Raw genomic sequence first — 16,015 nt, forward strand, 5'->3', positions numbered from 1 at the left:
GACTAGCCCTTTTTCAAAAGCTTTTGTAACGGTTTTGCCAACCAATGTGGATTTTTAGCCGAAAACTTGCCGTGATATTGCGTATAAATTGCATCTAAATCTTGAGCATAATCGCCCGTAGGATGAAACACGCCCAAAATATGAATGGTTTTGTGTGCATAATCAAAAGAGAACATCACAATTGGGATATTGGCGCCGTAGGCAATATGGTAAAAGCCACTGCGGATATTTTCGGCTTGTTTACGTGTGCCTTCGGGCGCCATACCAATCCAGATTTTTTCTTTTTTTCGTACAATCTCAATAATATCTTGGGTATGTCCTTGAGGAGAATGGCGCACCACAGGAATTACCCCAATCCAGTTTAAAAGTGGCTTGAGTGGGGTTTCAAATAAAGTGTGCTTACCAAAAATAGTAATTTGAATACCTAAACCGAGTAGGGCGGTAAAACCATGCCACGCATCAATATTTGACGTATGCGGTGAGATAATAGCAACTGCTTTGGGCAAGTTGGGAAATTCGCCCACCATTTGCCAGCCTTGCGCCAAAAAAATATTTTTAAATAAAGCACGACTGCTGGCTGTTCCACGTTGTGGAACTTGGTCGGGTAACTGTGGAAATTGCCGTGCACTGCGTGCAAAAGGATTGGTGATTTTCATGAATGCGATGTCATCCTGACGTGCGTGATTAACAACAATAAATACCCAATATCATGACGCATGAATCTAAATCTATTCAAGATATTAGACTTTCGCTTTGTCTGATTCATTGGCAAAATAGTCGAAATCTGAATGTGAAAGTGATGAAAAATAACAATCCATTATTCAAAATTTTAGTGTAGTACTGCGTTTTTTTGATCTTTTGCCCATATCTAAATTGAGATGCTATGCCCAATTTGCGCCAAACTTATTTGTTGTTATTTTCTCTGTATTGGGCGCAGGGCTTGCCTGTTGGTTTTATGACCCATGCCTTGCCTGTGATTTTACGTGCGCAAGGTGTGTCTTTGGCACATATTGGCGGTTTCGGTTTGTTAATGCTGCCATGGTCAATCAAAGTGTTTTGGGCACCTTTGGTGGATCGCTTTGGACATTCATATTTTGGGCATTATCGTAGCTGGATTTTGCCGTGCCAGTGGCTGAGTGTTTTGGTGCTGATTGGGCTGTCCTTTTTACCGATTGAGTCCTTAAATCATCCTATATATTTGTGGGTGTTTTTTGTGGCTTTGCTCGGTATGAACTTGGTCGGTGCAACCCAAGATATTGCCACCGATGGTTTGGCGGTCAATATTTTACAAGCCAAACAGCAACATTGGGGTAATACCTTTCAGGTGGTTGGTTCACGACTGGGCTTTATTGTGGGTGGTGGTGCAATTCTGTGGGCATTGGATTGGCTAGATTGGCAAAAAACTTTCTTAATTTTAGCGGGATTGGTGTTTTTAAATACCTTGCCAATTTTAATGTTTAAAGAGCCACAACATGCTGCTAAACAAGTGCTTGTTCAAGCTCAAAGTAAAATGTCATTTCACGCACGTCTTGCTGCGATTCGTGAATATCTGCGCTATTTTGTGGAAACGCCTGTACTGTACGCATGGCTATGGGTGTTACTCAGCTTTAAAATTGCCGATGGTTTGGCTGGCCCTTTATTAAAACCTTTAATGGTAGATTTAGGCTTAAGCTTTTCTCAAATTGGCATTTATGTGACCATGTTGGGAGCAATGGCCGCTTTGTTGGGTGCAGGCATCGCAGGGTTGATGCTGAAATGGTGGTCTAGAGCGCATGCCCTCATCATTTTTTCTGTGCTTAAAATTTTGAGTTTAGTGGCCTATGCTTATTTGGCTGAATTGTATGAACAGCAAGTTGATGTGGCACACTGGCTGATTTATAGCATTAATGCTGCGGAAGATTTTTGCTCTGCCATGTTACTTGTAGTGATGCTAACCTTGATTATGCAGTACAGTCGTAAACAATATGCAGGGACTGATTTTACATTTCAGGTTGCGATTATGGCGACTGTGAGCGGGGTACTTTATACCCTGAGTGGAATCTTAGGCGATGCTTTAGGCTACGCGAATTATTTACTGTTGATTTGTATTGTTGCGATTCTATGCTTTGTACTGATCTGGAAATGGGCAAAGCTTGCGAAAAGCGTTCAATCATCAGCACTTAAATAAGAAGGTAGATCATCAAGACAGGATGACAGACCTAAACCACGTTAAAAAGTCATTGCGTGGAAAAAATAAAAGCGACCCTTAAAGAGTCGCTGGAGTATAAAAGGTATCCACATTGAAGCAAATACCGATCTGGTTTTTGTATTTTTAAAAATTATTATTTGCGCTTTCAGTGCTTCACTTCGGCAGCGCAGGCAGTATAACTTTAAATTATGACAATCCTGCGACAATTTAAGTCGCATAGAGGTGTGTTGCAGCTAAAATCAACATATTCTAGCTGCGATATGCAGTATTGATTGCCAGTGTCCATTGTTGGTGATTACAACGCGGACAGGCTTCATTGGCGTGTTCAAGTAAACGGACATGCCCACAATACATGCAGGCATAATATGTGTTTGGAGTTGTGCGGTACACGGGTTGGCAAGCTTTAGGAAATAAGGGTAAACCATAGCGTGTGGCACCGTCATGAAAAAATAACATGCTGAATTTGCCATCAGTTTCTAGTAAACCGACACGTACTTGTCCCAAATGCTCCACACCTTGTTGGCGCATTTCGGCAAAGAATTCATCATGCGACATTTTACCGTACTTAATTTTTTCTAAGACCAATTCACCATCTTCTACAATATATAGCGATTTACCTTCAATCAAATCTTCAAAGGGTTGGTATTTCATCATGAGCCATGTGGTCAGGCGATACATCCCAATCACCACTGTCATCACCACCAAGGCATGTACCAAGGGTAAATCTTCAGTGAACATAGGGTCGCCCGCAATAGAACCGAGCGATAAAATAATGGCCAATTCAAAAATGGAAAGCTGGCGTACTCCGCGTTTCCCTGTAAGGCGCAAAAATATAATAATCATGCTAAACATGAGTGCTGCCCGAATCATTAATTCGGCAACAAATGCCCATGTAGTATCGTGAATAAAGATGGTGAACCAATCCATAGATTGTCTATTTTGTTATTTTGATGCTTGATACTATGCTTAAATTGAGTGGGTAAAATAGTGGTTTTGAGTAAAGAACTGCAATTATTTGAGTGGTTTAGAAACATAGAAATTTGTTATATTGCCTAAAAACTATAAATACAAAAATAATGAATAAGAAGATGAATCCGCAACTCTTACAATTTGCCAAAGCTATGCGTCATGTTGCTAGGGATGCTGAAAATTTGCTGTAGCAGCGACTTCGTGCCAAACGCTTTATGGAGCTTAAATTTAGACGTCAGCAGGTCATTGAACCGTATATTGTAGATTTTTACTGTCATGAAATTGGCTTGGTCATTGAGTTGGGAATAAGCAAAATTGGGAAGTTATAAAAGACTTGATTTTTATCTTTTGATTGTTATTATGAAGTATAGGTGTCCACCTTACTTACACACGAGTAAAAAAAGACAAATCAATTCTTATATTGAGTAACCAAATCTTCTTAAATGTTTTCTTTATTTTGTTTCGTTATTAGATTCAAAAGTTTAAACGTGTGTCCAATTTTGATTCTAAGAAACAATTTTAAGGATAAACATGTCTACTATTAGCACATTAGCTTTTGAAATCCAACAAGCTATTAAATCTCATAATATAGAGATTAAACGTTCTCATATAAATGAAATAGTTGCAGCACTTTTTGGTTTTAAAAAATTTAATAGTTTAAAACTAAGTTCTTACCCAATTTATATAGATTCAATAGATGATCAATTGAATGCAGAGTTGTTTGTAGAACGTTGTGGGGAATTAAATATATCACTTACTGTAGCCCCAGTGTTTCAAAAATATATTTCAGATTATCATTTTTTATATTTAACAGCTGAAGAAATTAGTAAGCTTGTTCGAGAAGCCCTAGATGATGAATCAATACGAAATAATGTACTAACCCGCCTAAAAAAAACTTTTATAGAGTTTCCTGAATATTCGATTTATCCATATTTGATTGCACAATTTTATAGTGATTGTGAAAATGATTTTGATGAACAAAATAAAGATATGAACTATCTGTATCATAGATATTTGCAAGGTCAAGAAATTAGTCCAACTTGGAAGCCAGACTTAGATTATTTTATTCAAGAAAAAGAACAGAATGATGAATATAAAGAGAACTATGTAAAGTATTTGAAAATAGCTGCTGATTTAGGAAGTTTTCCTGCTCAGCTAGAACTTTACCAATTTAGAGATAATGATGATTATGAAGACGTTGATGAAGATATAGAGAACTATAGTTATTCAACTTATCCATCAGATATAGAATTGGCATTAGCAAAACGTGGTGATGAAGGATGCCTGAGAGAAATATTCGATCGAATCGTCTGTGATAGCTTTGATGAAATCAAAGAATTAAAAGAGAATAATTTGATTGAAGCATGGAAATGGCAAAAATTTGCTCAGTATCTTGGTTATGATTTAGCAAAAGGTAATTACAAGACAGAAGCAATATATGATCAAGGTAATATTTTCGCAGCTGAAAGTGGTCGCCATGATATACATTTACCTAAATTAAAATTAGAGCAAGAAAATATAGTTAATCAAGAAGTGAACAAGCTAATTCAATTTTATGCAAACTTGGATGAATTTAATTTTACTCGTTATTTATATGATTCTTCTCATATCAATTGGGATGATGAGTTTGATTGGGAAGATGACTAAATAAAAATCCCCTCAATTGAGGGGATTTTAGATCAAACTAACAACACATTAAAGCGCCGCAATCTGCTCCATATTCGCTTTAATTTTCGCTAACTGATCTGCAAATTCAGCAAGTTTCACTTTCTCGCCTTCAACCACAGCCGCAGGGGCTTTAGCTACAAAACCTTCATTGCTAAGTTTAGTGGCAATTTGGTCATGCTGCTTTTGAACCTTGTCTAAGTCTTTTTGTAGGCGCCCCAATTCCGCTTTCGGGTCAATTAAACCCTTCATTGGAACAAATACAGACACATGGCCGACTACAGAAGAAGAAGACAATGGTGGTTGTTCACCATCCGCCAAGAAGGTAATGTTCTCAACTTTTGCCAATGCTTTAAACAACGGCTCAATACGAGAAATTTGTGCTTTTTCTGCTTCAGTCGTGTTCTGTAAAAGTACAGGCAATAAACGTGCATTACCTAGACCCATTTCACCACGAATGTTACGCACCGCACCAATCAAACCTTGTAGCCATTGCATATCTGCTTCGGCTTGTTCGTTGATTTTGGCTTCATCTGCAACAGGGTAGTTTGCCAACATAATGGTTTCGCCACCCAAGCCAATCATTGGTGCAAGGGTTTGCCAAATTTCTTCCGTCAAGTACGGCATGATTGGGTGAGCAAGACGTAACGAAGCTTCCATCACTGCAAGCAATACACGACGAACTTCTGCTTTGCGTTCTTCAGAAACAGATTCATCATTCAGAACAGGTTTGGTCAGCTCTACATACCAGTCACAGTATTCATTCCAGATAAAGTCATAAATCGCTTGCGCAGCCAAGTCTAAACGGTAAGTTGCAAAGGCTTGATGAACGGCTTGCTCTGCCTTTTGTAAACGGCTCACAATCCACTGTTCAGGCAATTCCCAAAGGTCTTGACGTGCTTCTTGACCAACCGTTTGACCTTCAACATTCATCAATACAAAACGAGTTGCATTCCAAATTTTGTTGGCAAAGTTACGATAACCTTCCACACGTTTCATATCAAACTTGATGTCACGACCTGTGTTTGCCAATGCACAGAAGGTAAAACGAACAGCGTCTGTACCGTAAGCCTGAATCCCTTCTGGGAATTCTTTGCGGGTCGATTTTTCAATTTTCGCTGCTTGTTTCGGGTTCATCAAACCTGTCGTACGTTTTTGCACTAAAGTTTCAAGATCTACACCATCAATCAAGTCTAATGGGTCAAGTACGTTGCCCTTAGACTTCGACATCTTCTGACCTTCGCCATCACGTACCAAACCATGTACATACACAGTTTTGAACGGCACTTGTGGCGTACCATCTTCATTTTTCATGAAGTGCATGGTCAGCATGATCATGCGGGCAACCCAGAAAAAGATGATGTCAAAGCCAGTGACCAATACATCTGTTGGATGGAAGGTGTTTAAGAAGTAGTTTTCTGCATCTTTCTTGGCATCACCCGTCCAACCTAAGGTCGAGAATGTCCAAAGTGCAGAGGAGAACCATGTATCCAGTACGTCTTCGTCTTGGTTTAATTGAATATCGGCAGGGATATTGTTTTTCGCACGAACTTCTTCTTCGTTTCGACCTACATAAACATTGTCTTCAGCATCGTACCAAGCAGGAATACGGTGACCCCACCACAATTGACGCGAGATACACCAGTCTTGAATGTTGTTCATCCACGCCATATACATATTGCTGTATTGCTCAGGCACGAACTTGATGCGACCATCTTGCACCGCTTCAATTGCAGGTTGCGCTAACGGTGCAATTTTCACATACCATTGGTCAGTCAATAATGGCTCAACAATTACGCCCGAACGGTCACCGCGAGGTGGTTTCAAGGTGTACGGTTGGATTTGATCTAACCAACCTTCGCTTTCCGCTTGTTCAACTAATTTTTTACGTGCTTCAAAACGCTCTAAACCAATGTAGTCTGCAGGTGCAGGAATGGTTTTAGAAATTTGTTCGCCTGCTTTCGCAATATATTCAAACTCAGCCAATACTTCAGCATTTTTGTTGAAGATATTGATGATTGGCAATTCGCAGCGTTTACCCACTTCATAGTCATTGAAGTCGTGTGCAGGGGTAATTTTTACACAACCTGTACCGAATTCTTTATCGACATACTCATCTTTTACGATTGGAACGGCACGACCTGTAATTGGGAGGATGATGTTTTGACCAACAAGGTGCGAGTAACGCTCATCATCAAGGGCAACCGCAACCGCAGTATCACCCAGCAATGTTTCAGGACGAGTGGTTGCCACTACAATGTGATCTTTACCATCGTGAGTGCGTAGTGATTTATCTTCAAAGAAATATTTGAAGTGCCACAATGAACCTTGTTCTTCTTTATCCGACTCAACTTCTAAGTCAGAAAGGGCAGTTTGTAATTTTGGATCCCAGTTTACAAGGCGTTTGCCGCGGTAAATTAAACCTTCTTCGTGTAGTTTCACGAAAACTTCTTTCACCGCATTCGATAAGCCTTCGTCCATAGTGAAGCGTTCACGTGACCAATCTACCGAAGAACCTAAACGGCGGATTTGACGGGTAATGTTACCGCCAGATTGTTCTTTCCATTCCCAGACTTTTTCGATGAATTTTTCACGACCTAAGTCATGGCGGCTGATATTTTGCGCGCCCAATTGACGCTCTACTACCATTTGTGTGGCAATACCCGCGTGGTCTGTACCCGGTTGCCATAAGGTATTTTTACCCGACATACGGTTAAAGCGCGTGAGGGCATCCATAATGGCGTTGTTAAAACCATGACCCATGTGCAAGCTACCTGTGACGTTTGGCGGCGGAATCATGATACAGAATGATTCGCCTTTTTCAGACGGCTTAAAGTAGCCGTTTTCTTCCCAAGTCTTGTACCATTTTTTCTCGATCTCGGTAGGATCGTAGGTTGTAGCAATATTTTGCGCTGAATCAGTCATAGTAAGAACAGGTTAAAAGTGAATAAAAAATTGCAACTATTGTAGCAAAAAAATTGCCCGCTAAGCGAGATTCAACTCAGCCAAACTTATCGCAATTGGCAGTTGGGCAAACTCATCGTATGATGGGCGACAAGTATGATAAAAACTTCAAGTTCTCCGTTGCCTGTAACACTGTTTTAAACTGGGTTAAAGCAATGGATTTTAAAATAGATGAAAACACATCAATGCGGTCAAAATAGGCAAGTTCAGTTATGACTTATGCTGTATCTTTAAAATTAAAACCAGAAACATATCAAAGATTTCAACACATTCATCAACAACTCAATGCAGGTGAATCGGAAAGTTTATCTAAAGCTTTGGGGGCGGTACTGACCGATATTTCTTGTGAAATTATTGAGCAACTTTTTGGTGAATTGTCACGTTCTAGTCATTCACTGGATGGTGAATCTGAAAAAATTATTCAGCAAGTCATACAAACCATGCAAAAATATATGCCATGGTCGGTGTCGTTTTTTGGCAATGAACGCTTAACGCCTATGGTGAATTATCTGGCAAGCATGATGTATCAGCAGGAAGGGCAAGGTTTTGTGACTTATCCTGTCGATAGTATTGTTATGAAAGAAACGTTGGGTTGTATTGAGCAAATTCGGCAGGGCAACAGTGCATGTATTGCGCCTGCATTTAAAGGGTTTACTCAAATTATTGATCAGGGCGTGGGTTATTTAATTCGTGATCCGAAAAAAATGCTGAAATTTAATTTGGTGGTCGATAAAACTTTAAACGGCGTGATTCATTTGACTACGCAACTGGGGTATAAACGCCTAGAAAAAATGGGTGCGCAATTCGATTTGGAAAGTGCAGAGATATATTTAAACCATTTTCTTGGGTTTTTGCAGCATCCTGCAAAACCTAAGACTTAAATTTTGATGACTTAAATTTTTAAATAACGCGGACAAACGGTTATGGCAAAACGGGAAAACTTGGAACATAAAGTGGTGTGGATTACAGGTGCATCTGCTGGCATTGGTAAGGCATTGGCAAAAGAGTGTGCTTTACAAGGTGCACAAGTGATTTTAACCGCACGTCGTTATGAAGAACTTGAAAAAGTACGCGTGAGTTTGCTGAATCCTGAACGTCATCTTTCTGTATGTGCAGATATTACCAATGAAAGTCAGGTGTTACATGCCTATGAGCAAGTTTTGGCACGTAAAGGACGCATTGACTGGCTAATCAATAATGCAGGTTTAAGTCAGCGTGCTTTAATTACTGATACCACTATGCAAACCGAACGCACCATTATGGAAGTGGACTATTTTTCTCAGGTCTTTCTGACCAAAACCGTTTTGCCGACCTTTTTGCAGCAAAAACATGGCCGCATTATTTTTGTATCTAGTGTTGCAGCATTATTGGGTACGCAATATCGCGCGTCATATTCTGCAGCGAAAAGTGCTATTCACATGTGGGCGAATAGTTTGCGTGCCGAAGTTGCGGAGCAGGGCGTACAGGTTTCAGTTGTTTTCCCAGGATTTGTGAATACCAATGTGTCTTTTAATGCGTTGAATGGTGAAGGCAAACCACAAGGACATCAAGATGAAGCCATTGAAAATGGTTTAGATGCCGATGTTTTTGCTAAAAATACAGTTAAAGCACTCATGGCAGGCGATGAATATATCGTGGTCGGGGGCGCTAAAGAAAAACTGGGCGTGTTGGTGTCGCGTTTATCGCCAAGTACTTTATATAAAATGATTCGTAAAACCAAAGTGAAGTAATTTTTAATCAAAGTGACTTCAAAATAAAATAATAAAAACAAAAAGAAGGATGAGCCATGCGTTTAATAATGAAAGGTTTTTTTTATCAGCACGTGGCTTTTCGCTTTCTTAGGGATGACTCAAACGACATTTGCCAAATTACAAACAAACGATGATTCGTTGTGTAAACAACCTGAATATATTGAAAAGATTTTACGACAGCACACAAATACAACCACAGTGAATGAGGACTTTTTGGCTTGTGCAGATTTCCCCAATGTTACTGAACAAACTTTAATTGCTTATGCTGAAACTCAGACAAAAGATGATCAACCTGTAGATGATTATCAGCTGACTTTTTTAACCGTAAATAGTAAAACGCAAAAGCTTCATTCAATCTATCACGTGAAAGAGCTTTTGCCTTCAGATGCAATTGAACTGCGTTCTATCCATTTAGATTTGGCGCCGTATCAAGTTTCTGAAAGCTTAAGGGCAATTGGTTTAAGAAGGAATTATGCAGGACGTTCAAGTGCCAATCCTTTTTCGGCGCAAGTACTCGATTTATATGATTTACAACATAACAAGAAAATTTTAAACGGCTTAATCGTAGCGCGCTATCAGGCAGAAACCGATACACGTTGTAATGCCAAAGTAATAGAAAGCAAAGCTATTTTAATGATCTTGCGAAATACAACTCGACAATATTTTGATATGCAATTACGTGATCGTATTCAACATTATGAAATGTCGGGCGATTTAGAAAATTGCAAAGAAACTAAACGAGTGTCTACTCAACAGCGTTTCACTTTAAAATTTGATGGTCGGCAATATCAAATTCCTCAGCCTTATCGAGATCAGTATTTATACTAAATTCTTTACAAACGCTGAAAGATGTACTCAGCGTTTTGCAGAGAATTGACTAACGCTATTTTGAACCGCCGTTCCATAAGCAAAGACTTCGACCATGCCGCCTTGCATCCCCAATTCTGTGGTGCTTAAACGCAGCCCCATAATATGATTTGCGCCCATTTTTTCAGCTTCTAATTTTAAACGGACGATGGCTTCACGACGCGCCCGCTCGACAATACTTTCATAACTGGTCAAGCGCCCGCCAAAGAAGTTCTGAATATTGGCAATCACAAACTTAAAATAATCATGAGAAATGACCACATTGCTGTGTATCAATTGCCCAAAATTGGGACTGGTCTGGAAGCGGTTATTATCAAGCTGAATATAACTTAAACGCAGTTCTTGCTCGGCTAAATATTTGAAATGTTTGCGTTCGTTGTGTCGCCCAAAACCAAAGCCTACGGCAAATAAAATCGCAAAGACAACAATTTGCAGAATTAAATTATCCATGTGATGTTATTCCTGTTCAATAATCTTTGCTTTAGTGTGATGCTGGAAATGGGTCTGGAAGTTTAGGAATATCTGCCTCGACCACCACTGCTGTACCATAAACAAACAATTCCGAAGCACCTTGAGCGATATTTGAAGTAGAAAAGCGAATCCCAACAATAGCATTGGCACCTAAACCACGTGCTTTAGCAATCATACGATCCATCGCTTCTTGGCGTGATTCTTCTAGTAATTCGGTATAAGCCGTTAATTCACCACCGACAATATTTTTGAGTCCTGCCAAGAAGTCACGCCCCACATGCTTACTGCGTACGGTGCTGCCATAGACCACATCAATTTGCCGTGAAATACGATGACCTGGTACAGATTCAAGATTACTAAGCAACATAAGATTCTAATATTTAAAAACAAGACGTATTGAAGATATGAAATGTGCTTGCAAAAAGCAATAAAAAAGCCCACCGAAGTGAGCTGATTTAGTCTTTATATCTGAGCTGTTAAGCAGCAAATTTAAGGTAGACGCAAAGACTTATTGCACTTTACGTTCTGCCGATGATGCAGGTTGTGATGTGGCATCTGAAGTGTTGGCTTTCACACCGCCACCCAAAGATTTATACAACTCCACCTGATTGTTCAAATTGGCTTGTTCCAACAACAATAAACCTTGTTCTGCTGCATAAGACGTACGCTGTGCATCCAACACGGTTAAATAGTTGTCAATGCCTGCGCGGAAGCGTGCATTAGATAATTTATAAGTGGTATTGGTCGCATCAACCAAGCGTTTTTGTGCCGCTAAACGATCACCAATATTTTGACGAACTGCCAAAGCATCATTCACTTCACGGAATGCAGACTGAATTGATTTTTCATAGTCAGCCAAAGCAATTTGTTGATCCGTTTCTGAAATTTTGATGTTGGCTTGGCGTGTGCCCCAATCAAAAATTGGCAAGTCGATGCTCGGGCCCACTGCCCAAACAAAACTGCCTGATTTAAACAAATCACTCAAGTCAGTTGATGCATAGCCTGCATTGCCCGTGAGGCTAATGCTTGGGAATAAACGTGCTTTTGCTGCACCAATATTGGCACCCGCAGCCGATAGTCGATACTCTGCAGTACGAATATCAGGACGGTTATTCAGCAAGTCACTTGGTAAACCAGCGTCAATTGCGGTAGTTTTGGTAATGCGCGTCACACGTTGCGTTGGCAATAACGCACTTGGAACTTGTTCGCCCACCAACAAGTTCAGCAAGTTTTGTGCTTGCGCGACTTGGGTTTTGTAGTTGGCGACATCATTACGTGCAGTTTCAACTGAAATTTGTGCCTGACGGACAGGTAATTCACTATCAATGCCGACATCAAAACGCTTTTTGTTGAGGTTATAAGACTCAAGCTGTGTTTTTAAGGTTTGGTCTGCCAGTTTTAAATTGGCATTGGCAAAAGAATAGTTGAGCCATGCTTGCGCCACCTGACCAATCAAGGCAATTTGTGTGGCATCACGCGAGCTTTGAGTTGCCAAGAAGTTATCTAATGCATTGTCTTTTAAGCTGCGTACACGACCCCAAAAATCTAGTTCGTAGGCAGTTACACCTAAACCAACGTTATAGCGTGTGTGTGTGCCTAAAGCAGTACCTTGGTCTTGACGCAGTACGCCACCGCTAGCACCAATGGTAGGTAACTGGTTGTTTTCGGTAATTTGATAGGCTTGTTGGGCACGTTGGATATTCAGCGTCGCTGTGCGTAAATCACGGTTATTGTTCAATGCCATATCCAAAACTTGTAATAAGCGTTGATCGGCAAAGAAATCTTTATAACCTTGTTCAGCCACTGAAGTACCCGATGCAGCAGCAGTATAGCTGCTTGGAATACTTGCCTGAGCGACGGGCTCTGGCCCACGCATACTTTGACAAGCTGTCAAAGCAAGCGCGAGGGCAGAAACCGCAATACCACGGCCTGTATGCGACCATAAGTTTTGCATCACGATACATGCTCCTGATTATTTTGTTGTTTTGGTTTGTATTTAAAGATACTTCTAATCCAGACATAGAATACAGGAATAAAGAAGATCCCTAACAAGGTTGAGCTAATCACACCACCTAACACACCATAACCTACTGAGTGTTGGCTACCTGCACCCGCACCTGATGAAAGTGCAAGCGGCAATACACCAAAACCAAAGGCCAAAGTGGTCATAATGATTGGGCGTAAACGCATTTTTGCAGCATGCAAGGTCGCTTCAAACAGGTCTTCACCTTTTTCTTGTAGCTCTTTGGCAAATTCCACAATCAAAATCGCGTTTTTGGCTGATAAACCAATCACGGCAATAATTGCCACTTGGAAGTAAATGTTGTTGGATAGGTTCGGGTTTTTGAACAAGATCATGCCCCCGAAGGTGAGCAATAATGCTCCGACAATACCCAACGGTACCACCAACAGCACCGAGAATGGAATAGACCAGCTTTCATACAAGGCTGCCAAACACAAGAATACAATCAGTAATGACAGTGCATAGAGGAATGGTGCCTGATCGCCCGATTCACGTTCTTCAAGTGATAAACCTGTCCATTCATAGTCAAAGCCGTTTAAGCCCATAGATGGAAGTTTTGCGACAATTTCTTCCATCGCTTGCATGGCTTCACCAGAGCTGACACCTGGCGCAGGTGCACCCTGAATGTTCTTGGCAGATACGCCGTTATAGCGTTCCAAACGAGGTGAACCATAAGTCCATTCACCTGTTGCAAAGGCAGAGAATGGCACCATTTCACCACGGTTGTTGCGGACATACCACTTGTTCAGGTCTTCAGGCATCATGCGTGAATCAGATTCGGCTTGCACATAGACTTTTTTCACGCGACCACGGTCAATAAAGTCATTGATGTACGAACCACCCCAAGCCATGCCCATGGTGCTGTTGATTTCAGCAATGCTGACACCTGCCGCACCTGCTTGCGCTTGGTCAATAATAATACGGTACTGTGGTGTATCTTCTTGACCATTTGGACGTACGCCCATTAAGCGAGGGTCTTTAGATGCTTCACCCAACACAATATTACGTGCCATGGTGAGTTTTTCATGACCATTGCCCGCAGCATCTTTCAGTTGCAAGTTAAAGCCTGAGCTGACACCTAATTCTGGCATCGCAGGAAGCTGTAATGGCATGATGTAAGTGGCATCTTTCACAATCATGTTCAGTGCCATACCACGCTGGATAATTGCACCAACTTGAGATTCAGGGCTTGTACGCTCACTCCAGTCTTTTAACTTAATGAACGCCATACCTGCGTTTTGACCAACGCCTGAGAAAGAGAAGCCTGAAACACTAAATACCGACTGCACATGCTCTTTTTCATTTTCTCTGAAAAAGTTGGTCATGCTGGTCATGGTGGCGTCAGTACGTTCCAAAGTTGCATTTGGTGGGAGTTGTACCAATGTCATCACCACGCCCTGATCTTCATCAGGCAAGAATGATGATGGTAGTTTTTGGAACACTAGCACAATAATGCCCAGTACCACTGCATATAAAACCCCCGAGAAGATTTTATGATGCGTCATGCGGTTAACACCACCTTGATATTTAACCGAGAGCTTATCGAAACTGCGGTTAAACCAGCGGAAGAAACGCGCAAAAATACCGTTGCTTTCAGGCTTGTTTGGATCGTGTTGTTTAAGAATCGTGGCACATAGGGCAGGGGTAAAGGTCAACGCTACGACCAGTGACAACACCATTGCAGTCACAAGCGTAATTGAGAATTGACGATAAATAACGCCTGTAGTCCCACCAAAGAATGCCATAGGTACGAATACCGCAGACAATACCGAGGTAATCCCGATCAGTGCGCCTGAAATCTGTTTCATCGACTTTTCAGTCGCCGCCACAGGGTCAAGATGTTCTTCGACCATGACACGTTCTACGTTTTCCACCACGACAATTGCGTCATCGACCAATAGACCAATCGCCAGTACCATGGCAAACATGGTCAGGGTGTTAATCGAGAAGCCAAACATGTTGATCACGGCAAAGGTACCCAGTACCACCACAGGTACGGCCATAGTTGGAATAATTGTGGCGCGCCAGTTCTGCAAGAACAGGAACATCACAATAAAGACCAAAATGATCGCTTCAATTAAGGTTTTAACAACACTCTTAATCGAAAGTTCAATAAATGGCGTGGTATCAAAAGCCAACTCATCCTTTAAACCCGCAGGGTAGTTAGGACGTAATTGCTTGAGGCGTTCTTCCACAGCAGCAGCAGTATCTAGGGCGTTAGCACCTGTAGATAATTTAATTGCGACACCGCCCGCAGGCTTGCCGTTGTATTTAGAAATAAACTGATAGTTGTCTGCACCAAGTTCAATTCGTGCCACATCACCCAAGCGCACTTGAGCGCCTGAAGCGGTATTTTTTAGAAAAATATTGCTGAATTGTTCAGGTGTTTGCAGCAAGCTTTGCGCAGTTACTGTAGCATTCAAAGCCTGACCTTGAATTGCAGGTGCGCCGCCCAATTGACCTACCGCAACCTGTGCGTTTTGGGTACGAATCGCTTGAGCAATATCACTTGGTGTGACTTGCAAGCTCGCCATTTTGGCAGGGTCCATCCAAATACGCATCGCGTATGAGCCACCAAAGACTTGTACTTCTCCCACACCTGCAACACGGCTCAGCGGTTCAGAAATGTTAGAGTTAACATAGTCTTTAATATCATCGGCAGACAGGCTTTCATCAGGTGAATAAAAAGCGAGAACCTGTAAGAAGCTCGCTCCTGATTTGGTCACTTTCACGCCTTGACGTTGCACATCATCAGGCAAGAGCGCCGTAGCAGATTGCAATTTGTTCTGTACTTGAACCTGTGCAATATCTGGGTCGATACCTTGTTCAAAGTTTAACGTAATGGATGCAGAACCGTTCCCCGCACTGTTGGATGAAATATAGCGCAGACCATCCAAACCGTTCATTTGTTGTTCAATAATTTGCGTTACTGTGTTTTCCACAGTTTCAGCAGATGCACCCGGATAGGTTGCAGCAATGGTGACCGTTGGCGGTGCAATGGTCGGATATTGGGCAATTGGCATATTGGTGAGGGTAATAATCCCCGCCAACATGATTACCAATGAAATCACCCATGCAAAAATGGGGCGATGAATAAAAAAGTGAGCCATTAACGTC

12 protein-coding genes and 1 pseudogene are annotated in these 16,015 nt (G+C 41.3%); 6 read left to right on the forward strand and 7 right to left on the reverse strand.

The genetic code is table 11. The features are described 5' to 3' along the window. Window positions 1-2: 2 nt before the first annotated feature. The gene (locus FTU92_RS06590; RefSeq protein WP_004972299.1) at window positions 3-656 is read right to left on the reverse strand and encodes a 1-acyl-sn-glycerol-3-phosphate acyltransferase; all 654 of its coding nucleotides are present in this window, start codon (window positions 654-656) and stop codon (window positions 3-5) included. A gap of 227 nt (window positions 657-883) precedes the next feature. On the opposite strand from FTU92_RS06590, the gene FTU92_RS06595 reads away from it, so the two are divergent. Next, window positions 884-2,167, forward strand: coding sequence for an MFS transporter (locus FTU92_RS06595; protein ID WP_180095945.1), 1,284 nt, complete (start codon window positions 884-886; stop codon window positions 2,165-2,167). A 270-nt stretch (window positions 2,168-2,437) separates the two neighbouring features. On the opposite strand, the gene FTU92_RS06600 is transcribed toward FTU92_RS06595, so the two are convergent. Further along, window positions 2,438-3,115: a YetF domain-containing protein gene (locus FTU92_RS06600; RefSeq protein WP_180095947.1), complete on the reverse strand. Its 678-nt coding sequence runs from the start codon at window positions 3,113-3,115 to the stop codon at window positions 2,438-2,440. A 149-nt stretch (window positions 3,116-3,264) separates the two neighbouring features. Between FTU92_RS06600 and FTU92_RS06605 the strand changes: the two are divergent. Then, a pseudogene (locus FTU92_RS06605) lies at window positions 3,265-3,477 on the forward strand (DUF559 domain-containing protein); the annotation flags it as partial. A 211-nt stretch (window positions 3,478-3,688) separates the two neighbouring features. Further along, window positions 3,689-4,804, forward strand: a complete 1,116-nt coding sequence (locus FTU92_RS14095; protein ID WP_257218770.1) for a hypothetical protein — start codon at window positions 3,689-3,691, stop codon at window positions 4,802-4,804. A 48-nt stretch (window positions 4,805-4,852) separates the two neighbouring features. Here FTU92_RS14095 and FTU92_RS06615 read toward each other — a convergent pair whose 3' ends face one another. Continuing rightward, window positions 4,853-7,747 (reverse strand): valine--tRNA ligase, encoded by a 2,895-nt coding sequence (locus tag FTU92_RS06615; protein WP_180095950.1) that lies wholly within the window; start codon window positions 7,745-7,747, stop codon window positions 4,853-4,855. A gap of 251 nt (window positions 7,748-7,998) precedes the next feature. Between FTU92_RS06615 and FTU92_RS06620 the strand changes: the two genes are divergently transcribed. From FTU92_RS06620 to FTU92_RS06630, 3 genes are all read left to right on the forward strand, one after another. Next, a complete protein-coding gene (locus FTU92_RS06620; RefSeq protein ID WP_004972289.1) occupies window positions 7,999-8,667 on the forward strand; it encodes a hypothetical protein in 669 nt (222 codons plus the stop codon). A gap of 42 nt (window positions 8,668-8,709) precedes the next feature. Continuing rightward, window positions 8,710-9,516 (forward strand): SDR family NAD(P)-dependent oxidoreductase, encoded by an 807-nt coding sequence (locus FTU92_RS06625; protein WP_179996902.1) that lies wholly within the window; start codon window positions 8,710-8,712, stop codon window positions 9,514-9,516. Window positions 9,517-9,630: 114 nt separating this feature from the next. Beyond that, entirely contained in the window at window positions 9,631-10,365 is a 735-nt protein-coding gene (locus FTU92_RS06630) for a hypothetical protein (protein WP_096902728.1), read from the forward strand. Between the two features lie 27 nt (window positions 10,366-10,392). Here FTU92_RS06630 and FTU92_RS06635 read toward each other — a convergent pair whose 3' ends face one another. From FTU92_RS06635 to FTU92_RS06650, 4 genes are all read right to left on the reverse strand, one after another. Beyond that, a complete protein-coding gene (locus tag FTU92_RS06635) occupies window positions 10,393-10,854 on the reverse strand; it encodes a YbjQ family protein (protein WP_131260693.1) in 462 nt (153 codons plus the stop codon). 31 nt (window positions 10,855-10,885) lie between these two features. After that, window positions 10,886-11,242: a YbjQ family protein gene (locus FTU92_RS06640; protein WP_004972285.1), complete on the reverse strand. Its 357-nt coding sequence runs from the start codon at window positions 11,240-11,242 to the stop codon at window positions 10,886-10,888. Window positions 11,243-11,383: 141 nt separating this feature from the next. After that, complete coding sequence (gene adeK / locus FTU92_RS06645; RefSeq protein ID WP_180096039.1) at window positions 11,384-12,829, reverse strand: multidrug efflux RND transporter AdeIJK outer membrane channel subunit AdeK; 1,446 nt, start codon at window positions 12,827-12,829, stop codon at window positions 11,384-11,386. After that, entirely contained in the window at window positions 12,829-16,008 is a 3,180-nt protein-coding gene (locus FTU92_RS06650; protein ID WP_004972283.1) for an efflux RND transporter permease subunit, read from the reverse strand. Before FTU92_RS06650 ends, adeK begins: the two co-directional genes overlap by 1 nt. Window positions 16,009-16,015 lie beyond the last annotated feature (7 nt).

The sequence above is a fragment of the Acinetobacter sp. YH12205 genome, assembly GCF_013418125.1.
GTDB classification, from domain to species: Bacteria; Pseudomonadota; Gammaproteobacteria; order Pseudomonadales; family Moraxellaceae; genus Acinetobacter; species Acinetobacter towneri.

Bases quoted from the DNA above. Each gene is read 5' to 3' on its own strand.
- adeK (WP_180096039.1), bottom strand. From the start codon at position 12,829: ATGCAAAACTTATGGTCGCATACAGGCCGTGGTATTGCGGTTTCTGCC.
- FTU92_RS06630 (WP_096902728.1), top strand. From the start codon at position 9,631: ATGACTCAAACGACATTTGCCAAATTACAAACAAACGATGATTCGTTG.
- FTU92_RS06635 (WP_131260693.1), bottom strand. From the start codon at position 10,854: ATGGATAATTTAATTCTGCAAATTGTTGTCTTTGCGATTTTATTTGCC.
- FTU92_RS06600 (WP_180095947.1), bottom strand. From the start codon at position 3,115: ATGGATTGGTTCACCATCTTTATTCACGATACTACATGGGCATTTGTT.
- FTU92_RS06620 (WP_004972289.1), top strand. From the start codon at position 7,999: ATGACTTATGCTGTATCTTTAAAATTAAAACCAGAAACATATCAAAGA.
- FTU92_RS06590 (WP_004972299.1), bottom strand. From the start codon at position 656: ATGAAAATCACCAATCCTTTTGCACGCAGTGCACGGCAATTTCCACAG.
- FTU92_RS06595 (WP_180095945.1), top strand. From the start codon at position 884: ATGCCCAATTTGCGCCAAACTTATTTGTTGTTATTTTCTCTGTATTGG.
- FTU92_RS06640 (WP_004972285.1), bottom strand. From the start codon at position 11,242: ATGTTGCTTAGTAATCTTGAATCTGTACCAGGTCATCGTATTTCACGG.
- FTU92_RS06625 (WP_179996902.1), top strand. From the start codon at position 8,710: ATGGCAAAACGGGAAAACTTGGAACATAAAGTGGTGTGGATTACAGGT.
- FTU92_RS14095 (WP_257218770.1), top strand. From the start codon at position 3,689: ATGTCTACTATTAGCACATTAGCTTTTGAAATCCAACAAGCTATTAAA.
- FTU92_RS06650 (WP_004972283.1), bottom strand. From the start codon at position 16,008: ATGGCTCACTTTTTTATTCATCGCCCCATTTTTGCATGGGTGATTTCA.
- FTU92_RS06615 (WP_180095950.1), bottom strand. From the start codon at position 7,747: ATGACTGATTCAGCGCAAAATATTGCTACAACCTACGATCCTACCGAG.